Consider the following 20,816-nt stretch of genomic DNA (forward strand, 5'->3'; position numbering starts at 1 on the left):
CTTCAGGTGTGCGCCCCTGTTTGGCTTGGCTTCGTAAAGTAAGACGTTTGTCGCTTTTAATTCCTTGGCTCTCAATCCAAGGATTCCTTACCTTTTTTGCAAGTCTCTGTTTTATATTGGTAAATTAGGTGTATTTTTGTGAATGGTGTTCATGAACGATGCTCATTTTTTGTTTTTTTGCTCAGAATCACCTGCGAATCTCATCAAAAAACCGCTGAATTCCGACAGTCCAAGCCCACCTGAGCCCACAAGGACGGGCTAGCCCCCTATTCCAAAGATAGCCGCGTCACACCTTTGACGCGGATGTGCTCACTCGATGGGTTGCGTAGTTCAGAGTATGAACAGTTCAAACCCCCAGCACTCTAGCGGTCGCAACACAAAGCGATACAGCCAGCTCGATGTCCTGCGTGGCATTACAGTGCTTCTGGCGATGCTGGACCACGTTAAGATCCAGTTCGTTTCAGACTTTCACCTGTTCGTACCGGCCACGCGACTGGCGACTCCGTGTTTCATCATCCTGTTCGGCGCGATGATTGAGATTGCCTATCTCGCAAAGTTTCGCGCTGGCGCCGATCTGCCAAAGATCAAGCATCGGATCGTCACGCGATTTGTGACCTGCTGGGGATTGGCAATCCTTCTTTCCTTTGTCGCTGTCCTTTCGGGGAACCTGGGTTTTCAGGCAGGGTGGCAAAGCGTTTTTGGATTGGCGTTTGGACGGTTCAACGAAATATTCCTGATCTATGCAGCGCTGTTTGTGATCTTGCTGGCGATCTGGCCGGTTCTGTCGCGATATGGGTCTGTGCCTGTTCTGATCATTGCCGCAGCCGGCTGGCTGGCTCAGCCCTGGTGGGGGATCATCTTGGGCGAGCCTACCTATGCCTCCAGCTTCTTTCTGGGTTATGGGCCCGGCTATGGGCCGGGACTGCTGCCTGCCATGACCTTCCTCGGCTTCGGGATCGCGGTGGGCGAGTTTCTGACCGGACGGCGCGGCCCTGCCATTGCCGTTGCAATTTTAGTTGTGGCCTGCGCGGTGATCCTGTCGGAGTTGTCTTTTGGCCTTATGGAGGCCGGCCGGCGATTTCTGGCAAACCGCTGGATCAACCATCCCGGTTACTTTGCTGTCGGCATTGTTGCCTTTGCCGGAATGGCACTAACAATCACCGCAGCCACCAAAATGCGCATTCTCGCGCCAACGCTGGATATATTGGCCCGGATCGGAGGTCAGACCCTATTCGTCTATGCAATGGGTAATCTGGTCCTGAACGCCCTGCCCCAATTCGACCTGCCACGTGTCATAGGAATGCCTGTCGCCCTTGCGTTTCTTATAGGGCTGTCACTGCTGGCGCTGATGGGACATGCCCGGCGCAACACCGCTGCGCTCGGGATTCCACTTTGGTGGAGCCGCACCTATGCGCGACTGCTCGACAGCGCAACGCAGCGGCTGTTCCAGCGCCGCGCCTAACCGCGTGCCTTAGTTGTCGCGCTCTGCTTCCAGTTTGCGATAGGCCGCGACGTTGCGATTATGCTCATCCAGCGTTTCCGCAAAATTATGCCCGTCGCGCGGATCAAGCGTCTTGGCCACAAAGAAGATGTAGTCAGTCTGCGCCGGGTTAAGTGCGGCTTCGATACTGGCACGGCCCGGGTTCGCAATCGGTGTAGGCGGCAGCGCAGGGATCACATAGGTGTTCCACGGCGTCTCGCGGCGCAGTTCCGATTGGCGCAGACCGCGCCCCAGAATGCCTTCGCCCTTGGTTATCCCGTAGATCACCGTAGGGTCAGTTTGCAGACGCATACCGCGGCGCAGGCGGTTCACAAAGACCGAGGCCACATCAAAACGTTCATCCGGCCCGCCGGTTTCCTTTTCGATGATTGAGGCAAGGATCAACGCCTCTTCAGGGCTATCCAGCGGCAAGCCATCAGCGCGGTTGGCCCAGGCGTTGGCAAGGATCACCTCTTGGGCGCGCTGCATCCGGGTCAGAACAGATTGAAGCGTATCGCCGGGGCTGACCTCGTAGCTGTCCGGTGCAAGGCTGCCCTCATCGGGAACTTCGGCGCTGCCTTCGAGAATATCAACCTGCCCCAGTTCCTGAACCACCTGCCAGCTGGTTACGCCTTCGGCCAAGGCGATGCGATACCGCGTGTCTGCCTGCTGTTTGACACTGGCATAGACTTCTGGCGCGGCGCCTTCACCCGGATCAAAGCTGGCCTTTTCTTCAAAACGGCCTGTTTCGGGGTTCAGTTCGCGCACCTGAACAGTCGCGCGTGTAATGCCGATACGATAGACCACCTCGGTTCCGCAGGTCGAAGCGCCACCACGTGTAACGATGTCCACGATCTGGGCCATGGATGCGCCCTCGGGCACCAGATAGCTGCCCGCCTTCAGTTGGCCTGTCTTTTCGGTGTAGTCGGCACCCAGCCGGAACATCGCACCGCTGCTGACCGCGCCCTTGTCTTCGAGATTTTTGGACACCCGCGACATGGTCGAACCGCGCGGAACCTCAAGGCAGATCGGCGCGTCCAGCGGACCTTCTGCCTGATATTCGTTCTGCGCCCACAGCAAGACGCCACCAAGCAGGAAAACCGCGACAACCAGAAAGGTCAGCGCGTTCGAAGCAATATGGCGCCACATTCAGTTAGCTCACTTTTCCAAAGATAACGCTGGCATTGGTGCCCCCGAAACCAAAGCTGTTGGACAGGGCATAGTTGATCTCACGCTCGCGCTTGGCATTCGGTGCCAGATCCAGCGGGCTTTCCACCGCCGGGTTGTCGAGGTTGATCGTCGGCGGTGCGACCTGATCGCGGATCGCGAGGATGGAAAAGATCGCTTCGATCGCGCCCGCAGCGCCCAGCAGGTGGCCTGTCGCGGATTTGGTCGAAGACATGGTGGCGGTCTTGGCCGCGTCGCCCAGCAAGCGTTCAACCGCACCCAGCTCGATCGTGTCCGCCATGGTCGAGGTGCCATGCGCATTGATATAGTCAATCGCTGCAGGCTCGATCCCGGCATCTTTCAGGGCCGCCCGCATGGACCGTTCCCCGCCTTCGCCGTCTTCGGATGGAGCCGTGATGTGATAGGCATCGCCGGACAGGCCGTAACCGCATACTTCGGCGTAGATCTTGGCGCCGCGTGCTTTGGCGTGTTCGTATTCTTCCAGAACGACAACGCCCGCACCCTCACCCATGACGAAACCATCCCGGTCACCATCATAGGGGCGCGATGCCTTGGCCGGATCGTCTGCCCGCTTGGTCGACAGCGCCTTGCAGGCGTTGAAACCCGCAATGCCGATTTCGCAAATCGCGGTTTCCGCGCCGCCAGCAACCATCACATCGGCATCGCCGTATTTGATCAGGCGCGTTGCGTCACCAATGGCATGCGCCCCGGTGCTGCACGCGGTCACAACCGCATGGTTTGGGCCTTTGAAGCCGAACTTGATGCTGACATTGCCGGAAATCAGATTGATCAGCGCGCCGGGAATAAAGAATGGCGAAACACGCCGTGGGCCCTTGTCGCGGATCAGCAAAGCGGTCTGTGCAATGGCGTTCAGACCACCGATGCCCGAACCGATCATCACGCCCGTTCTTTCACGGCCTTCATCGTCTTCGGGCTTCCAGCCGCTGTCCTCCACGGCTTGCGCCGCGGCGGCAAAGCCGAACTGGATGAATTCATCCACCTTGCGTTGCTCTTTCTTGTCCATCCAATCATCCGGATTGAATGTCCCGTCCGTGCCATCTCCGTAGGGCACTTCGCAGGCATAGGTGGTGGCCAGCGCACTGGCATCGAATTTGGTAATTGGACCGGCACCGGATTGTCCGTCCAGCAGACGTTCCCATACGGTTTCGACACCGCTGCCCAGCGGTGTAACAAGACCCAACCCGGTGACCACAACGCGACGTGCCATGGCTCTGCCCTTCCCTCAAAATGCTCGTTGCCTGCTCTTACCCCAGCAGCCTATCCGGGGGCAAGAGCGGGGCGTAGTGCTGCGCAGCAAGTCGCGGGCTTATTGGAGCGCTTTGGATCAAGCGAGCGATTTGCGAAAAAACAGCAACGGCGAAGTCGCCACGTAGTTTTCCAGCTCACCCAGACAGGTGTAGCCATGTTTCCGGTAAAAGTCGGGGGCTTGATGCCCCAACGTGTCCACATGCGCGCTGTGACATCCCCGCTTGCGGGCTTCGGCCTCTGCAGTCTGCAATATCTGCGTACCCAGACCGCCGCCCCGATGGTCCCGATCCACCCAAAACTGCCAGATGTGAAACCAGCCGTTGCCCGTGTTGCCGCGCAGCCCCCCGAGGAAGGTCGCGCCATCGTCGCTATAGCAATAAACATAGAGATCACGGCACGTCGCTGCAGCAATGCCAAGGTCTTCAACGTGATCGTCGAGCCCCTTGTCGATGCGCTTGTCTGCGTCTTCGCTGGATTTATCGGTGATTTCGACCCGCATTCGGTCTGTATGCACGAAACCCTGTGCTATGCCCAGTCTCTGCCAAGGTCTTGTTTAGATCGGGTAACCCAATGCTCCTCGAGCCAAGCACATGGCTTGGACCGGCGAATGAAGGACCCCGTATAGCCGGTGATCGCCTGATCCATCTTGGGGCGGCCATGAAAACACACGACCCGCGCATCCTGCGGCAAGGTTGGCGCACGCAGGTAATTGACCGGGAACGGGTTGCAATCATACTTGAATGAAACGACCCAAGGCTCTGGAATATAGGTGAAAACGCCGCGGTCCATCGCCTTGTGAGAGGTATAGCGCTGCTCAGACCCGCGCGCCTCTTCGACCACATTGTAGGGATCAGCCGCCAGATCATCGTACAAAAACCCATGCAGCGCCGGGTCAAACCGAAAAACAGAGCCATGGCCCGTCGGGCGGCCCTTTCTTTTTTCGGTCCAGTCATGCCGCATGGCCACCGTGCCCGGAGCCAGATCGTGAATGTCATCGAGGGTCCCGGTGATCACAACATCCAGATCAAAGCCCAGAACCGGCCCTTTCAGGTCAGGAACCAGCCCTTTTCGGAACAACGACGTCTTGCGCATGGCCCCCTGACGATTGGCCACTTCAAGCGCGGCATTCATCGGATCGGCAAAAGGCTCAACCGGCAAATCGAGCACTTCGACGTCCGGATGCAGACCTTCGGCATTTTCCGTCATGCAGAAAAACCGCACTGGGCGCGACAGGTTGCGACGCACCCCGGAATAAAGCCGGTTTACGTATTCAGGGCCGAAAAGCGTGCCCCATTTGATGCACATGATGTTTACGGGATCAGTCATGCCCGCGCTTTAGCAGGGCACATCATCGCTTACCAGTGGCTTGCAATGCAGGATCACCGAACAGTACCATGCCGCGACAAATCACGGGCCGGGCCCACCCTTGGGTCTTTATGGTGGTGTTCACGACGCCTTCAACTTTCTGCGCTGCACCCGGAACGCTGCGCCAACACATGGACTGCAGGACATGACGCCTTGACCATTTCCCTGAGCGCGCTGGGTTGGAGCGAGACCTTCGCCGAACAAGTGCAGCCCGACGAGGCTGAGCTGGCCCCAGCCCGCGTGGCCGAAGTCCACCGCGATCGGCTGAGTGTTTTGACCCCGGACGGAACCCTGCGCCTGATTCCGACAGAACCGGCTGGTGACTACGCGGTCGGGGATTGGGTGCTGCACGATGGCGTACATGCGCAACGGCGTCTGGAGGCGCAGGGCAACCTGTCACGCAAAGCAGCCGGACACGTGGCCTATTCCCAAAGAATTGCGGCCAATGTCGACACGCTCGGGATCGTTTCAAGCTGCAATGCCGATTTCAACATCCCACGTCTGGAACGCTACCTCGCGCTTGCGGCCTCGGCCGGATGCCTGCCCTTGGTGATCCTGACCAAGCCCGATCTTGCTGAAGATCCGCAAACCTATCTGCAACAGGCGCAGGCGCTGTCCCCTGATCTGACAGCGCTGGCGATCAATGCAAAAGACACCGAAGACGTCGCGCGCCTGCATCCTTGGTGCAACGGCGGTCAAACACTGGCTTTGCTTGGGTCATCGGGGGTTGGCAAAACGACGCTGCGAAACAAGCTGACCGGCGAAAGCGCGGCAACGCAGAGCGTGCGCAGCGACGACGCCAAGGGGCGGCACACCACGACATCACGGTCGCTGGTGCCAACCCTGACCGGTGGTTGGCTGATCGACACGCCGGGTATGCGCGAATTACAGCTGGCCGACACTTCGGATGGCATTGACGAGGTTTTTGATGATCTGGTTTCGCTCGCTTCAACCTGCAAGTTCAGGGATTGCGCCCACGAAAGCGAGCCGGGCTGCGCCATCCAAAAAGCCATCAAGGGCGGTTCATTAGAGCCTGACAGGCTGGAACGCTGGCGCAAACTGCAGCGCGAAGATGCGCAGAATTCGGCCTCGATCGCGCGGCAGCGCGCCCGGGACAAACAATTCACCAAAATGGTTAAGGGCACCATGAAGGCCAAAAAACACAGATCGGGGCGCTAGAAACGCCCCGATCCAACATCAGTTCAATCCAATCTAGCCAGAAATTCCAGCTTAGCTGGCTGGCATACGCTGCTCGACAATTTCCGCCCACCAGCTGCAACCCGCGGGAATCGCGTCATCGTTAAAATTGTATTCGGGATGATGCACCATCGCCGTATCGCCATTGCCGACCAGAATGTAGGCGCCGGGCCGTTCTTCGAGCATAAAGGCGAAATCCTCGCCGCCCATGACGATTGGCGCTTCGTCGCACTGCCCTGAAATGGATTTGGCCACTTCGGCTGCAAACTCTGTTTGTTCGGGGCTGTTAACCATGACCGGATAGTTGCGGTTGTAGTTGATCTCGGCCTGCCCGCCAAAGGTGGCTGCTATGCCTGCGCAAATACCCTTGATCCGCTCTTCTGCAAGATCGCGCATCTCTTCGCTTTGCGTGCGCACTGTGCCTTTGATGTGCACGCGCTGCGGAATGACGTTGTAGGCTTTGGACGAAGTCTCGAAAGACGTGACCGACACCACAACCTTGTCAATTGGATCGGCGTTTCTGCTGGCGATGCTTTGCAGCGCGGTGACCAACTGCGCGCCCATGACGGTGGTGTCCACGGTTTCGTGGGGCTTAGCCGCATGGCCGCCGAGACCTTCGAGATGAATGTCAAACAGATCGGTCGCCGCAAAGAACGCTCCTTCACGAATGGCAAATGTGCCAACCGGCTTACCCGGCCAGTTGTGCATTCCGTACACCTCCTGAATGCCCCAACGCTCCATCATGCCGTCATCGCACATTTCCTTGCCGCCGCCGCCGCCTTCTTCGGCGGGCTGGAAAATCACCACCACGGTGCCATCGAAATTGCGTGTCTCGGACAGATACTTGGCCGCCCCCAAGAGCATCGCTGTATGCCCATCGTGGCCGCAGGCATGCATCGCGCCATCGATTTTCGACGCGTAGTCGAGACCGGTCTGTTCGTGGATCGGCAGCGCGTCCATATCGGCGCGCAGGCCAATCACCTTGCCCGAGCTGGTGTTCCGCCCCTTGATGACGCCAACTACGCCGGTGCGGCCGATGCCTTCGACAACCTCTTCGCAGCCAAAAGCGCGCAGCTTTTCTGCCACGAGCGCACTGGTGCGATGGGTTTCAAACAGGATTTCAGGGTTTTCGTGGATGTCCCGGCGCCACTCGGTAATTTCTGATTGTAGCTCAGCAAAGCGGTTCTTGACTGGCATGGGTATTCTCCGTTTCTGGTCGCCTGCACTGCGGCGATAGGGTCTATTACAAATAGAATAGGGCCAACGCACCGTCGGCCCAGACGCACCCTCGTTTTCATTCTCTGCAAAGCTTGGCATTTTCCGGCCACTTCTTACAAGCCGCGAATATACCGCCGAAAATTACAGATTCGGTCCGCGCTGAAGCTTCGAGCCATCCGAAAAGCGCGATATCCGAAACCGGCTCAGATCGAAACCGGGGTCTTCCCCCACCGCGAGGCGCGCCGCAATCTGACCAAAGCCCGGACCCGCCCCAAAGCCATGACCACACATGCCGGTCACGACTGTCAGACCAGGAATGCTGTCAACACGGTCCACCACGGGAACAACGTCAGGCAAGACGTCGATCATGCCGCCCCATGATGCCTTGCTGTCTACGGAACCCAGCTGCGGATAGAGCTGTGCAAACCGGCGCTTCAGCTCTGGCACCTTTGCCGGACTGGCTCCGGGATCAAGGATGCGCATGGTCTCGAAGGGGCTGGTTTCATCGGCGTTCCAACGGCGCGGCGTTGTAAAGGCGTCAGGGTAGCCGCGCGGCGCGGGTCCCCGGACGACGACGTCGAAATCACCGGACAACGCAAGAGGCAGATACCGCCGGGCATGGCGAATGGCATCCGGCCCGACGTACAGCTCAGCATAGGCCGCAGGCGCCAGCGTGTAACCGCCATCTGACCGGGGCCGCATCGCCATCCGGTCATCAACAGCGGCCGTATTCAGAACCTGAGGCAGTGGCGCGGTGGCCAGCGCCGTTGAGCGGACAGAGAGTTGCGGGATATCAACCCCGTGACGCCGCAGGAACAACGACGACCAGGCCCCACCCGCCATGACCACGGCATCACAGGCAATCCGACCCGCCTCGGTGATGACACCTGTGATGCGCCCCGCCTCGCGATCAAGCATGCGGACAGCGCAACGCTCAATGATCCGGGCGCCAGAGTTACGGGCCAGCCGAGCCAGTTCCGGCACAGCCACCCATGGTTCGGCCTTCATGTCCGTTGGCGTATGCATGGCCCCGACCCAAGGCCCCTGCCCGCAGCCCAGAAGCGTATCGGTTTCTGCGCGGCCCATCATGCGCGATGACACGCCATGCGGTTTGGCTTCGGCCAGCCATTCTTCGAAACCCGACAGATCCTTTTCGCTGCGGGCCAGATAGGAAATGCCGAGCGGCTTCAGGCCCAGACGGCCATTGCATTCCTGTTCGAGCGTTTCCCAAAGCTGTTGACTGTGCTGGGCAATCGGAATTTCCGCAAAGTCGCGCCCCTGAACACGAATCCAGCCCCAGTTCCGGCTGGACTGCTCTGCCGCCACACGCCCTTTTTCCAGCACAACAACCGAGTGCCCCTCGCGCGCAGCATAGAGCGCTGTGCAAATGCCGATAACGCCGCCACCGATCACCACAATGTCGGCGCGCTCGGGCAGTGGCCCAGCGAATTCGACCGGGCCTTCGTCGCGAAACGGAAAAGTCATTCCAAACGCTGCAGCAGCTTTTCCATAAAGCGCTGCCCTTCGTTGAATTGCGCGACCGTGATGTATTCGTCCGGTTGGTGGGCGACCTCGATGCTGCCTGGACCGCACACAACGGCATTGTAGCCGACAGTCTGAAAATGGCTGGCTTCGGTGCCGTAGCTGACGTGGTTTTCCGAATTGTCCCCCGTGATCTGCCGGACCAGCTGTTCGGCGTGGTTGTCTTGGGTCGGAGCAAAAGGTGGAAGCGCGAATTTTTCTTCCATTTCGATATGCGCTTCGGGGCGCACGGCCTGCATCGCAGCGGTCAATTCTGCGGCCTTGGCCTCGGCCAGAGCGCGCCATTGATCCAGTGTTTCACCCGGAACAACCCGAAACCCAAGACCGAACTCACAGTCCTTGGCGGTGATATTGTGGGCCGTGCCGCCGCTGATCTGCCCAACGTGGACATTGGTGTAGGGCGGATCAAACAGCGCAGCCATGCCCTGCGGCTCCGCTGCAGCCTGTTCAGCATTCAGCTGATTGGCCCAGTCAATCAGCTTGGCCCCCTCCATAACTGCGGAAACGCCGCGATACATGAGCGAGCTGTGAACCTCAAAACCATGCACATGCACCCAATAGGTGACACCTCCCTTATGCCCGGTCACCGCTTTGAGCATGGTCGGCTCTCCCACGATCACATCGCTGGCGCGCGGCAGGGCCTGCATCGCCTCGATCAGGGGCGGCGCACCGGTGCAGCCCACCTCCTCGTCATAGCTCAGGGCGATTTGCAGGGGGCGGCTGATGTCGCGTGACGTCGCTTCGACCATGGCCCAGATCGCCAGCGCATCGAACCCCTTCATATCCGTGGTGCCACGGCCATAGAGCTTTCCGTCCCGCTCGGTGACGGTAAAGGGATCGGACGTCCAGGGCTGTCCATCTACAGGCACCACGTCGGTATGCCCGGACAGAACCACGCCGCCTTCGATTTCGGGGCCGACATGCGCAAAAAGAGCGGCTTTCTGGCGGTCATCATCGTAGTGACGATGGCACGTAATCCCCTGCCCGCTCATGTAGTCTTCGACCCAGTCGATCAGCGGCAGGTTCGTATCGCGGCTGACCGTCGGGAAAGACACCAGTTTTTCAAGGATTTCACGAGGCGTAAGGCGGGTTGGCATGAAAGCTCCTGTGCACGAGTCGGGACGAGTGTAGCGGTCTTGGCCAGAGGCTCACAGCCCCGGCTTAGTCAAAGGACAAATCAGCCACCACCGGATAGTGATCCGATGGCCAATCGCCCGAAAATTTACCACGCAAAACATAGGGGCCGCCGATGGATTTCAACTGTTGGGACAGTCCGATATGGTCGATCGCACCCAGCAGGTTGATACCCGCGTTCAGGTGGTACGTGGTGCCCGGCGGGTTGAGAAACGACAGGCCTGCCTCGGCCAGCCGGTCCATGGCAGCCCAGCCCTGCAGGACATTAAGATCCCCCAAGACCACCACAGGCATTCCTGATTGAACAACCGGAGTCAGACGTTTCGCCACCAGCTCGGCCGAAAGCCGGCGGTTGGATGCGCTTCGGTATTCGAAATGTACATTGTAGGCCCGAAAGACACGGCCCTTCCTGTCTTCGAATTCCGCCCAGCTGCTAAACGCGGGCCAAGAGCCGTTGAAAGTACGCGAATAGATGACATCCGGCGTGTCAGAGAAAAAGAACCACCCCTGATCTCTGAGCGTCAGCTTGTCTTTGCGGTAAAAAATCGGCTGGGTCACAGGGAAGCTCTGCCAGTCGCCATGCGCGGCAAGGGCGTAATCGGGATTTCGATCCAGCAACCAGTCCCGCGCGAGGTTCACAGACCCATCGCTGCCACGGGCAAAGCTTTCCATCTCCTGAAAGGCGACCAGATCGGCGTCCAACGCCTTGAAGGCCGTATCCAACGCGGGTTTGCGCGTTTCCCAATCCTGCAAAGACCAAGCGCCGGTTTCTCGCGACAGAATGATGTAGTGCACGTTATGCGTGGCCACCCGCAGCCCGGTGCCAGAATGCGGCGGGACCGCTCCGCCCGCACTGTTCCAAAGATGCGTCCCGCAGGCACCCAGCACCAGTGCCGCAATCACCCAGATCGCGTGCCGGACCCAGCGCATGAACAACTGCAGCCTCAGTACCCGCTGTCCGTCGTCAGAACAAAATGGCCGGGGCTGACTTCGTCGTACTGCGATGGCTCGACCTTGTAATCCAGCGGGTGGATCGGAGACGGAATGGGTTTGAAGTTCAGGTCCTTCTCGGACTTGCGGCGCCGCGGATCGGCGATCGGAACCGCCTTCATGAGCGCCCGCGTATAAGGATGGCGCGGATCTTCAAAGACCGCGCGGCGCGGACCCAATTCAACGATCCGTCCCAGATACATCACACCGACGTTGTGGCTGACCCGTTCGACAACCGCCATGTCGTGACTGATGAACAGATACGACAGCCCCAGTTCCGCCTGCAGTTCCATCATCAGATTGATCACCTGCGCCTGCACGGACACGTCCAGCGCCGACACGGCCTCATCCGCCACGATAAGCTTGGGGTTCAGTGCCAGAGCACGGGCAATAGCGATCCGCTGCCTCTGGCCGCCGGACAGCTCGTGCGGGAAACGGCGCATGAAACTGCGTGGCAGCTCGACCCGGTCAAACAGATTGCCCACTACGTCCATGACATCGCTGCCGGAATGGGTTCCGTAGTTGTGGATTGGCTCGGCCACCTGATCGGCCAATTGGATTTGCGGGTTCAGCGAGGCAAAGGGATCTTGAAAGATCATCTGCATCTCACGCCGGGCTTCTCGCAATTTTGCCGGGCTCAGGGCCATCACATCGGTTCCGTCCAGATCGATCTTGCCCTTCAGCGGCTCAACCAATCGCAAAATGGAACGGCCCGCCGAGGATTTCCCGCAGCCCGACTCGCCGACAAGGCTGAGTGTCTGGCCCTTGTTGATCTTGAACGAGACGTCCTCGACCGCGTGCACATTCGCAACCGTTCGGCGGAAAAAGCCACCCTTGACCGGAAAGCGTGTGGTCAGCCCCTCAACCGTCAACAGCACCTCATCGCTGCCCGTAATCGGCACGATCGGCTGATCTTCGTGGCCAAGCAGTTTCATTGGCTCCGGCAAATCCTTGCCCGTCATTTCACCCAGCTTTGGAACCGCAGCGAGCAGCGCCTGCGTGTAGGGATGCTTGGGGTTTTCAAAAATTTCCTCGACCGAGCCCTCTTCGACCTTGTTCCCACGGAACATGACCACAACGCGATCAGCCATCTGTGCGACGACTGCCATGTCATGCGTGATGAACATGACCGCCGTGCCGGTTTCGCGCTTGAGCCGGTCCATGAGAGCCAGAATTTCGGCCTGAATGGTCACATCCAGCGCTGTTGTCGGCTCGTCCGCAATCAAAAGACGCGGTTTGCAGGCCATGGCCATGGCAATAACCACCCGCTGACGCATACCGCCCGAAAGCTCGTGCGGATACTGAGCCAGACGCCGCTCCGGTTCAGGAATGCGTACTTCGCGCAGCAATTCCAGCGCGCGCTCTTCGGCCTGCGCCTTGGTCATGCCCCGGTGGACCCGCAGGCCTTCGGTCAGTTGGCGACCAACCGTAAAGACCGGGTTCAGCGCGGTCATCGGCTCTTGGAAGATCATTCCGATCTCATTGCCGCGAATCGTCCGCATCAGGCTTTGATCCGTCTTAGCCAGATCGACCTCGCCGCCGTCTTTGCGGTCAAACAAAAGTCGACCATTGGCAATATCACCGCCGCCATAATCAATGAGTCGCATCAGCGACAGGGATGACACCGATTTGCCCGAACCCGATTCGCCCACGACGCAGACCGTTTCCCCCGGCGCGATGTCAAAGGACACATCTTCGACGCCGACAACGGTTCCGTCCTTTGTTTCGAATTCAACCCGAAGTTTTTCGATACGCGCAATGGGTGTAGTGGTATCGGTAGTGTCCAGCATGGCCGTCATCCCTGTGATATGTGCTGACGCTATCGGCAGGATCGAAGCAGAGTCAAACCCTTGGAGCGATTTGTTGAAGGCAAAGCTTGCAATTTGCACAAACTGCGGTTTCGATAACCGTAGTGTGGGGATTGTCTGAGTTTTGGGATACCGCGTGTTGCGCAGCGCGCAAGCGTCAGGCCCGGACATACCCGCCACAACCACAAGAACCGCGGCTTGATCCCCGGTTCAGCAACATGGAGAGTGACATGAAACTCAAGACCCTGATGCTTGGGGCAGCGGCAGCCTTTGCGCTGGCACCTGCTTCCGCCATGGCCGAGCGCGGCTCGGACGGTGAGGTCAAAATCATCTATTGGCAGGCCCCTTCCATTCTGAACCCGTTCCTTTCGGGCGGCACCAAAGACGTGGAAAGTGCCTCGATGATCATCGAGCCGCTGGCCCGCTACAATGAAAAAGGCGAGCTGGTTCCGTGGCTTGTCGACGAAGTACCGACTGTTGGCAACGGCGGCGTATCGGCCGACCTGACCACCATCACATGGAAAATTTCCTCGGGCATCAAATGGTCTGACGGCAGCGACTTCACCAGCGCAGACGTGAAGTTCACCTACGACTACTGCACACACCCCGAAGGCGGCTGCGCGCAGCTGACCAAGTTCGAAAACGTCGAGTCGGTCGACACGCCTGATGCGAACACCGTCGTGGTGAAATTCGCCGGCCCAACACCGAACCCCTACGGTCCGTTCGTTGGTGGCGAAAGCCCCATCCTGCAGGCAGCACAGTTTGCCAACTGCCTTGGCGCAGCGGCATCGACCTGCACCGAGCAGAACTTCAACCCGATCGGCACCGGTCCTTTCGTGGTCGACGAGTTCAAGCCGAACGACGTGATCACCATGTCCGCCAACCCGAACTATCGTGACCCTGCAAAGCCTGCCTTTGCCAAGGTGACATTCAAGGGCGGTGGCTCTGCGGCGGCCTCTGGTACAGCGGTTATGGAAACCGGCGAATTCGACTACGCGTGGAACCTGCAGCTGGCACCCGACGTGATCGCAAAGATGCAAGAAGGCGGCAAAGGCACGCCGGTCGCAGGCTTTGGCCCGCTGGTCGAGCGCATCATGCTGAACCAGACCAACCCTGATCCGAACCTGCCAGAAGGCGAGCGTTCGACAGCAATGCATCCGCATCCATTCCTGCAGGAACCTGCGGTCTACAAAGCCATGTCCATGGCCATCGACCGTCCTTTGCTGGTTGAAATCGGCTATGGTCAGGCCGGTAAAGTTTCGTGCAACTGGGTTCCGGCTCCTGCCGCCTTTGCGTCGGAAAAGCTGTCCTGTGACACGCAGGACATCGAAGGCGCCAAGGCCATGCTGGACGCTGCTGGTATCGTAGACTCTGATGGCGACGGCGTGCGCGAGCACAACGGTGTGCCACTCAGCATTCTGTACCAGACATCGACCAACGCCGTTCGTCAGGACTTCCAGGCCCTGATCAAGGACTGGTGGAGCCAGATCGGCATCGAAACCGAACTGCGCAACATCGAAGCGTCGGTCTTCTTTGGCGGTGATGCAGGTTCGCCTGACACTTTCCAGAAGTTCTATGCTGACGTCGAAATGTACGCCAACACCTTCAACGGCACCGATCCTCAGGCTTACCTGGGCAACGGTCTGTGCGACAAGGCACCCCGCCCCGATACACAGTGGCAGGGCGAAAACATTTCGCGCTTCTGCATGCCAGAGTTTGACGCTCTGCACGCAGAGCTGACGAAAACAGCCGATATGGCCGAGCGTGCCCGCATCGGTCGTGAGCTGAACGACATGATGGTTGAAAACGGCGGTATGATCCCGCTGGTTCACCGTGGTCGTCTGTCGGCCCACGCAAACAGCCTCGGTGGTGTTGTCCTGAACGTTTGGGACAGCGAACTGTGGAACGTTGCCGACTGGCACCGTATCGACGGCTAATGATTGTGTGGCGCGCAGCCAGTCTGCGCGCCGCTCTTTCATACCGAATGCAGCGTCCGGCCGCCCGCCGACCGGACGTTCGCACAAACCACCCGAACACCAAAACCAACAAGACAGAACACCGGATTTGATATCCACCCATGTCCATCACTTGCAGGATGGATTTCAAACCCGCTGCTGTTTGGCTTATCAGAGGTGCCGATGCTTTCTTATGCTCTACGCCGGTTGTTGACCGCGATTCCGATCGTCATCGCAATCAGCTTTGTGATCTTCTGGATCATGTGGCTGTCCCCGACAAACTTCAGTATCAATGACAGCCTTGGATCCTTGCAGGATGCCGCGCAGGTTCGTCTGGCCGATGCCGCGATTGTCCTGCCCGTTGGAGACGCCTGATGCTGTCGTTCGCCACTCGCCGGCTGGTTCTGTCGGTCCCGACGCTGCTGTTCATCAGTTTCGTCATCTTCATGTTGCTGCAGCTTGCGCCGGGCGATCCCATGGCACAGGTCCCGCTGACGGTACCCGCCGAAGTCAAACAAAAGATGCGCGAAGCACTGGGCGTTGGGGAACCCGCGCTTGTGCAATACTGGAAATGGCTGGTCCAGATGGCCTGGATCGAACCCAAGGTCTTTATCGACTGGCTGACACGCGACAGCTGGCTATTGGGATGGCTGCCTGACACGGCTCTCTATCAGGGTGAACTGCGCGTGATTTCCTGGCAGACCCGCAGCCCGGTCATGGACATTGTCATTCAGCGTATCCCGCAGACCCTTTGGGTCGTTGGAGTGGCCTATGTTGTGGCCATTCTGATCGCGCTGCCGATTGGGATCTATTCGGCCTACAAGCAATATTCGGTCTTTGATCAGGCCGGCACATTCGTGACCATGATCGGCTTTTCGGTGCCGCCATTCTTCACCGGCCCCCTGTTGATCGTGATCTTTGCCGTTATCGCGCAGGACACGTGGTGGCTGCCGGTTCTGCCTTCGATCTATGACACCACCCACGAGGTGACCAACTGGTCCAGCTTCAAGTACCAACTTCAGCAGATGGTGCTGCCGGTGATGGTGCTGGCGCTCCAGATCACAGCGCAGCTTTCGCGCTACATGCGCGCCTCGACACTGGACAACCTCAATCAGGACTATGTGCGCACTGCCCGCGCCAAGGGTCTGAGTGAAAAGATCGTGGTTCTGAGCCACGTTGTGCGCAACTCGATGATCCCCGTTGTCACGGTCATTGCCTTGGGCATTCCGTCGATCTTTGGCGGCGCGATCATCACCGAGAACGTGTTCAAGGTGAATGGCATCGGACAGTTGCTGATCACTGCACTCTTTGCAAACGATCTGCCCATGGTCATGACACTGACCTTCATCTTTGCGGTTCTGATCGTCCTGTTTAACCTGATTGCCGACATTCTCTACGGCGTGCTTGACCCGAGGATCCGCTATGACTGAGCCTGTCGCATCAAGCCCCGCGCCAATCGAAGCGCTCAAGGATATCGAGCCGTCCAAGCCGCCGCGTTCGCAGTGGAAGGACGTCTGGGATCAGCTGCGCAAGCACAAGGGTGCCGTGTTCGGCATGGGCTTCCTTGTTTTCATTACACTGGCTGTTTTGATCGGCCCCTATATCTACACCGTCGATCCGCAAAAGCTGGATATCCGCAACAAGGATTTCCGCCCGATCTATACTGCGATCTGGGATGGCGATTCCAAGGTCGGTTGGAACAAACCTTTGGGTTCAGACCAGCTGGGCCGGGACAACCTTGCTCAGCTCATCGCGGGTGGCCGCGCCTCGATGGCCGTTGGCTGGGCGGCAATGCTGCTTAGTCTCGTGATCGGAACCTTCATCGGTGTTGTCGCCGGATATTTCAAACGCCTGGACGGCCCACTTATGCGCCTGACAGATCTGTTCTTGTCGCTGCCAATCCTGCCGCTTCTTCTGGTGGCCGTGACGCTCTTTCGACAACCGCTCAGGGCGAATTTCGGCCCCGAAGGCGGTATGTTCATTCTGATTGTCACGATCATCGCGATCACGTCTTGGATGCCAACGGCGCGGATCGTGCGCGGTGATGTTCTGGCCATCAAAGAACGGGAGTTCGTACTTGCGGCCCGATCCATCGGCACGACCCCCGGTCGCATCATCGGGCGGCACCTGCTTCCTAACGTGCTTTCGCCCATCATGGTCTCGGCGGCGCTAGGCCTTGCCACAGCGATCATCACCGAGTCGGCCCTGTCCTTCCTCGGGGTCGGATTCCCGTCTGACTTCCCGACATGGGGCAAGATGCTCGCCGACGCCGTTGTGCGCATGGAAGAGTTCCCGGAACGGGTGTTGCTGCCGGGAATCGCGATCTCGCTGACTGTTTTGTCCGTCAATTATCTGGGCGATGGTTTGCGCGATGCGCTGGATCCACGGATCCGTGGCCGCTAACACCGACTATACAAAATAAAATTCTGCGTTCCGCCTTGGGCAACCTTGGCGGAATGCGCATTGCGCCCGCGGACCGCAATCGAAACGATTACCCGCCAAATTCCCGAAAGGCAGAACGTATTCCCACGGACAGCGCACCCCATGCATTGAGCCTGTCTTGATATCGCGCCTTACCGCCTGCATTTGGAACAAACGTTCCGTTTTGCAGGAGAACAGCGATGTTCGAGACACTGGGATTTGAATCACTGACCGCCCCTCAGGTTGCGGTTTTCTTTGCGCTCATTCTGGGGGCCGCTTTTGGCGTTCTGGCCGAGCAGACCAAATTCTGTTTCCGTCGCGGTCTGGTGGGCGACGATCGCCGTGCCGCCATGGGCGTCTGGCTGACCGCGCTCGCGGTCGCCGTGATTGGCACCCAGACTTTGGCAAGCCTTGGTTTCATCGACTTTGCGGACCACCGTTTCTTTGTGTCTGATCTGCCTCTTGCTGCCATTGTTGTCGGCGGCCTGTTGTTTGGCGCCGGTATGGTTCTGACCCGTGGGTGCGTCTCGCGGCTGACCGTTCTGACTGCATCCGGGAACCTGCGTGCGGTTTTTGTCCTCGCGGTTTTCGCCATCACCGCTCATGCCACGCTCAAGGGTGTTCTGGCCCCGGTCCGCACCGGGTTGGGGGCGCTGACCGTTGATCTTGGTTCAGCAACATCACTGGCCGCCCTGCCCGGCGGTGGCTTGTTCTGGTCCGGCGTTCTGGCGCTTGGCGCTTTGACATTCGCCCTGCGCAGCGGAAATCGCGTCACGACGCTGATCCTCGCGGCAGCACTTGGTGCGCTTGTCCCTCTCGGCTGGGTTGGCACAGGTTTTGTGCTCTATGACGACTTTGATCCGATCGCGATGGAAAGCCTGAGCTTTACCGCCCCCTATGCCGATGCGCTGTTCTGGGTGATCGCCTCTTCTTCGATCCCCGCCGGTTTCGGTGTCGGCCTGATCGGAGGCGTCTTGCTGGGCGCTCTGCTGTCGGCCGTGGCATCGCGCCGGTTCGAATGGGTCAGCTTCAACAGCCCGCGTGAAACCGGACGCTATGCAACCGGCGCTATCATGATGGGCGTTGGTGGTGTGCTCGCCGGGGGCTGCACTGTAGGCGCGGGTCTGTCCGGCGTTCCAACACTGTCGGTCGCGGCCATCCTTGCAATCCTCTCCATCGCGGTCGGCGCGTTGGTGATGCAAGCAGGTCTCGCGCGTAGAGGATCGGCTTCGCCAATCCTTCAGCCTGCCGAGTAATCACGAGCCAGCTCCGAAAACACGCCCTGCCCACTCCGGTTGGCAGGGCTTTTTCATGTGCACGCCGCGGCTGGCAAAGGCCTCAGACTTCGGGATCGGCCTTTTCGACCGCGTGTCGGATACGGCGGATCATGAACCAAACCAGCAAGACGACGGGCACCGTGACCAGCGCTGTCAGCATCCCTTTGGAAATGCCCAGAATGCCCGTAGCCGGATACAAAAGATACCCGGCGAGCGATACGGCGTAGTAGCTGATCGCCACAACCGAAAGCCCTTCGACGGTGCGTTGCAACCGCAGCTGTGTGTCCGCCCTTTGGTTCATACTTTCCAGCAATTGCTGGTTCTGGGCCGATCGCTGCACCTCAACTCGGGTCCGAAGCAAATCCCCGGCGCGCATGGCCCTGTCAGCCATTGCCCCCAGACGCCGCTCAGCTGATTTGACTGTCCGCATGGCCGGATCAAAGCGGCGCATCATGAATTCAGCAAAGCTTTGCCGGCCCTTAAAGCGTTCTTCGCGCAGAACTGTTGTGCGTTGTTCCACGATGGCCTCATAGGCTCCGGTCGCCCCAAAGCGAAAAGACATTTGCGCGGACAGGTTCTCAAGCTCGGCCGATACGGCCAAAAGACTGCGTAACGTGTCCTCTTCGGGGCCCTGCCTTTGGGTCATGGCTTCCATCAGGCGGGTCAGTTCGGCGTCGATCTCACCCATGCGCGGGCCGATCTCCTTGACCTTGGAGAACCCAAGCATCGACATGGCCTTGTATGTCTCGATCTCGCACAGGCGCTGGACAATACGGCCCACACGGCGCTGTTTTACGCCAGGCGCGGTGAAAACAGCAAAGCGCAAATGTCCTGACGGATCGATCCGAAAATCCCCGGCCACAACGGCATCACTATCCAGAACGCGGCTGACCGCCACGCTTTCGGACACGAGCCAGTCGTCAACGAGTTCCGACATCCTGTCATCATCAGACTGTTCACTGATGCGCAGCATTGCCGAAGTGATCCGCACGCCCGGCGCTTCATTGAGCCAGTCCTCGGGAAACACTTCAAAGTCAGCAGGATCAAAGGCCCTTTCACCAAGGCCGCCCAGAAAGACCGTGTAAGTCACAAATTCCGTGTGCTGTTCCCATTTCAGAACGTTTTGCCCGATCTGACCCGAATAATGGGTTGCCCCCGGCTGCGGATGCGGCGTGCCGTAGCGGTCGAGCAGATCGGTCAAATGTTTGAGATCCAGCGAACGGTCGCGGCCCGCCGCATTGGTTTCTTTCTTAATCGCAAGATAGATCGCCCGACACGGCGCCGTCAGCGAAGGGAACGGCCGCGCGTGCAGTTCATTTGCCAGCTTATAACGTAGGGGGTGATCCTGAATGGGCGGCATTTCTGCATCCTTTGCGCCAACTCCGTCGCGGACAGGATCGCCGGGACGTGTTATCCGCCAAATTACTCATGCCCCACTCGAAGTAAAGAATAAAATTCATTATTTTCAATGATTTACATGGATGCAATGGTATACGGCGGGAAAAAGCCTGAAAAACGGGCAGAAATTCAAACCCTTATGAGCTGGTTGGACTGTAGCGGCTGATCATCGTGTAGTCTTTGCGCGGACCCTGAACGCGCCACGTGCAGGACCAATTGGGCCAACTGTCGAAATCATAACTGGCATCATATTGGTCGGGATCGCACCAATGCGCGGCCTCTCCGCCTTTTGGTGGCACCTGATGAAAGAACCGCCCATCATCAAAACACACCCGCAGATCATGATCCCAAACATAGCTGCGCTCGGCTTGAAAGCGGCCCTGCCCCGGCAGGCTCAGAAACCCGGTTTCCGTATAAACCGCGCCGCCGGCCTCGGGCGTCCAGACAGCCGTTCCTTCGAACCGGCCCGCGCCGCCGGAATGCTGCCGGATGTCGCGATCGATCCGCCATTCGCCAAAAAAATCGCTCAGTTCTACCGGCATTCCAGACTTGCCTCATGGGGGTGCCTTGCCAA

Annotated in this window: 18 protein-coding genes; 7 read left to right on the forward strand and 11 right to left on the reverse strand. The window is 58.9% G+C overall.

Annotated features, from left to right (window positions below):
• Window positions 1-337 precede the first annotated feature (337 nt).
• Complete coding sequence (opgC, locus tag PFY00_RS07160; protein ID WP_271431850.1) at window positions 338-1,462, forward strand: OpgC domain-containing protein; 1,125 nt, start codon at window positions 338-340, stop codon at window positions 1,460-1,462.
• Window positions 1,463-1,471: 9 nt separating this feature from the next.
• On the opposite strand, the gene mltG is transcribed toward opgC, so the two are convergent.
• The 4 genes from mltG to PFY00_RS07180 all read right to left on the reverse strand — a co-directional run bounded on the left by mltG (window position 1,472) and on the right by PFY00_RS07180 (window position 5,263).
• A complete protein-coding gene (gene mltG / locus PFY00_RS07165; RefSeq protein ID WP_271431851.1) occupies window positions 1,472-2,629 on the reverse strand; it encodes an endolytic transglycosylase MltG in 1,158 nt (385 codons plus the stop codon).
• 4 nt (window positions 2,630-2,633) lie between these two features.
• On the reverse strand, window positions 2,634-3,896 hold the full coding sequence (gene fabF / locus PFY00_RS07170) for a beta-ketoacyl-ACP synthase II (RefSeq protein WP_271431852.1): 1,263 nt from the start codon (window positions 3,894-3,896) through the stop codon (window positions 2,634-2,636).
• Window positions 3,897-4,013: 117 nt separating this feature from the next.
• Complete coding sequence (locus PFY00_RS07175; protein ID WP_271431853.1) at window positions 4,014-4,451, reverse strand: GNAT family N-acetyltransferase; 438 nt, start codon at window positions 4,449-4,451, stop codon at window positions 4,014-4,016.
• 11 nt (window positions 4,452-4,462) lie between these two features.
• Window positions 4,463-5,263, reverse strand: coding sequence for a glycosyl transferase (locus PFY00_RS07180; RefSeq protein WP_271431854.1), 801 nt, complete (start codon window positions 5,261-5,263; stop codon window positions 4,463-4,465).
• A 192-nt stretch (window positions 5,264-5,455) separates the two neighbouring features.
• On the opposite strand from PFY00_RS07180, the gene rsgA reads away from it, so the two are divergent.
• Window positions 5,456-6,481: a ribosome small subunit-dependent GTPase A gene (rsgA, locus tag PFY00_RS07185; protein ID WP_271431855.1), complete on the forward strand. Its 1,026-nt coding sequence runs from the start codon at window positions 5,456-5,458 to the stop codon at window positions 6,479-6,481.
• Window positions 6,482-6,532: 51 nt separating this feature from the next.
• Here rsgA and PFY00_RS07190 read toward each other — a convergent pair whose 3' ends face one another.
• From PFY00_RS07190 to PFY00_RS07210, 5 genes are all read right to left on the reverse strand, one after another.
• Window positions 6,533-7,696 (reverse strand): M20 aminoacylase family protein, encoded by a 1,164-nt coding sequence (locus PFY00_RS07190; protein ID WP_271431856.1) that lies wholly within the window; start codon window positions 7,694-7,696, stop codon window positions 6,533-6,535.
• Window positions 7,697-7,858: 162 nt separating this feature from the next.
• Window positions 7,859-9,202, reverse strand: coding sequence for an NAD(P)/FAD-dependent oxidoreductase (locus PFY00_RS07195; protein ID WP_271431857.1), 1,344 nt, complete (start codon window positions 9,200-9,202; stop codon window positions 7,859-7,861).
• On the reverse strand, window positions 9,199-10,356 hold the full coding sequence (gene argE, locus PFY00_RS07200) for an acetylornithine deacetylase (protein ID WP_271431858.1): 1,158 nt from the start codon (window positions 10,354-10,356) through the stop codon (window positions 9,199-9,201). The genes PFY00_RS07195 and argE overlap by 4 nt, the downstream gene beginning before the upstream one ends.
• A gap of 64 nt (window positions 10,357-10,420) precedes the next feature.
• Window positions 10,421-11,323, reverse strand: a complete 903-nt coding sequence (locus PFY00_RS07205; RefSeq protein WP_271431859.1) for an endonuclease/exonuclease/phosphatase family protein — start codon at window positions 11,321-11,323, stop codon at window positions 10,421-10,423.
• Between the two features lie 14 nt (window positions 11,324-11,337).
• Window positions 11,338-13,173: an ABC transporter ATP-binding protein gene (locus PFY00_RS07210; protein ID WP_271431860.1), complete on the reverse strand. Its 1,836-nt coding sequence runs from the start codon at window positions 13,171-13,173 to the stop codon at window positions 11,338-11,340.
• Window positions 13,174-13,421: 248 nt separating this feature from the next.
• Here PFY00_RS07210 and PFY00_RS07215 point away from each other — a divergent pair, with 248 nt between their 5' ends.
• The 5 genes from PFY00_RS07215 (at window position 13,422) to PFY00_RS07235 (ending at window position 18,823) form a co-directional block, all read left to right on the forward strand.
• On the forward strand, window positions 13,422-15,128 hold the full coding sequence (locus tag PFY00_RS07215; protein ID WP_271431861.1) for a peptide ABC transporter substrate-binding protein: 1,707 nt from the start codon (window positions 13,422-13,424) through the stop codon (window positions 15,126-15,128).
• Window positions 15,129-15,329: 201 nt separating this feature from the next.
• Window positions 15,330-15,521, forward strand: coding sequence for a hypothetical protein (locus PFY00_RS07220; protein WP_271431862.1), 192 nt, complete (start codon window positions 15,330-15,332; stop codon window positions 15,519-15,521).
• The gene (locus PFY00_RS07225) at window positions 15,521-16,576 is read left to right on the forward strand and encodes an ABC transporter permease (RefSeq protein ID WP_271431863.1); all 1,056 of its coding nucleotides are present in this window, start codon (window positions 15,521-15,523) and stop codon (window positions 16,574-16,576) included. The genes PFY00_RS07220 and PFY00_RS07225 overlap by 1 nt, the downstream gene beginning before the upstream one ends.
• Window positions 16,569-17,549 carry an ABC transporter permease gene (locus PFY00_RS07230; protein ID WP_271431864.1) on the forward strand — a complete coding sequence of 327 codons (981 nt, stop codon included), beginning with the start codon at window positions 16,569-16,571 and terminating at the stop codon, window positions 17,547-17,549. Before PFY00_RS07225 ends, PFY00_RS07230 begins: the two co-directional genes overlap by 8 nt.
• A gap of 218 nt (window positions 17,550-17,767) precedes the next feature.
• Window positions 17,768-18,823, forward strand: coding sequence for a YeeE/YedE family protein (locus tag PFY00_RS07235; protein ID WP_271431865.1), 1,056 nt, complete (start codon window positions 17,768-17,770; stop codon window positions 18,821-18,823).
• Window positions 18,824-18,905: 82 nt separating this feature from the next.
• On the opposite strand, the gene PFY00_RS07240 is transcribed toward PFY00_RS07235, so the two are convergent.
• Window positions 18,906-20,204, reverse strand: a complete 1,299-nt coding sequence (locus PFY00_RS07240) for a DUF3422 family protein (RefSeq protein WP_271431866.1) — start codon at window positions 20,202-20,204, stop codon at window positions 18,906-18,908.
• Window positions 20,205-20,379: 175 nt separating this feature from the next.
• Window positions 20,380-20,784, reverse strand: coding sequence for a DUF6314 family protein (locus PFY00_RS07245; RefSeq protein ID WP_271431867.1), 405 nt, complete (start codon window positions 20,782-20,784; stop codon window positions 20,380-20,382).
• Window positions 20,785-20,816: the final 32 nt, after the last annotated feature.

It is taken from the genome of Thalassococcus lentus, from assembly GCF_028023555.1.
GTDB classification, from domain to species: Bacteria; Pseudomonadota; Alphaproteobacteria; order Rhodobacterales; family Rhodobacteraceae; genus Thalassococcus_A; species Thalassococcus_A lentus.

Excerpts from the sequence above, each read along its gene's own strand:
- opgC (WP_271431850.1), top strand. The coding sequence starts at position 338 with ATGAACAGTTCAAACCCCCAGCACTCTAGCGGTCGCAACACAAAGCGA.
- mltG (WP_271431851.1), bottom strand. The coding sequence starts at position 2,629 with ATGTGGCGCCATATTGCTTCGAACGCGCTGACCTTTCTGGTTGTCGCG.
- fabF (WP_271431852.1), bottom strand. The coding sequence starts at position 3,896 with ATGGCACGTCGCGTTGTGGTCACCGGGTTGGGTCTTGTTACACCGCTG.
- PFY00_RS07180 (WP_271431854.1), bottom strand. The coding sequence starts at position 5,263 with ATGACTGATCCCGTAAACATCATGTGCATCAAATGGGGCACGCTTTTC.
- PFY00_RS07190 (WP_271431856.1), bottom strand. The coding sequence starts at position 7,696 with ATGCCAGTCAAGAACCGCTTTGCTGAGCTACAATCAGAAATTACCGAG.
- PFY00_RS07195 (WP_271431857.1), bottom strand. The coding sequence starts at position 9,202 with ATGACTTTTCCGTTTCGCGACGAAGGCCCGGTCGAATTCGCTGGGCCA.
- argE (WP_271431858.1), bottom strand. The coding sequence starts at position 10,356 with ATGCCAACCCGCCTTACGCCTCGTGAAATCCTTGAAAAACTGGTGTCT.
- PFY00_RS07205 (WP_271431859.1), bottom strand. The coding sequence starts at position 11,323 with ATGCGCTGGGTCCGGCACGCGATCTGGGTGATTGCGGCACTGGTGCTG.
- PFY00_RS07210 (WP_271431860.1), bottom strand. The coding sequence starts at position 13,173 with ATGCTGGACACTACCGATACCACTACACCCATTGCGCGTATCGAAAAA.
- PFY00_RS07215 (WP_271431861.1), top strand. The coding sequence starts at position 13,422 with ATGAAACTCAAGACCCTGATGCTTGGGGCAGCGGCAGCCTTTGCGCTG.
- PFY00_RS07220 (WP_271431862.1), top strand. The coding sequence starts at position 15,330 with ATGCTTTCTTATGCTCTACGCCGGTTGTTGACCGCGATTCCGATCGTC.
- PFY00_RS07225 (WP_271431863.1), top strand. The coding sequence starts at position 15,521 with ATGCTGTCGTTCGCCACTCGCCGGCTGGTTCTGTCGGTCCCGACGCTG.
- PFY00_RS07230 (WP_271431864.1), top strand. The coding sequence starts at position 16,569 with ATGACTGAGCCTGTCGCATCAAGCCCCGCGCCAATCGAAGCGCTCAAG.
- PFY00_RS07235 (WP_271431865.1), top strand. The coding sequence starts at position 17,768 with ATGTTCGAGACACTGGGATTTGAATCACTGACCGCCCCTCAGGTTGCG.
- PFY00_RS07240 (WP_271431866.1), bottom strand. The coding sequence starts at position 20,204 with ATGCCGCCCATTCAGGATCACCCCCTACGTTATAAGCTGGCAAATGAA.
- PFY00_RS07245 (WP_271431867.1), bottom strand. The coding sequence starts at position 20,784 with ATGCCGGTAGAACTGAGCGATTTTTTTGGCGAATGGCGGATCGATCGC.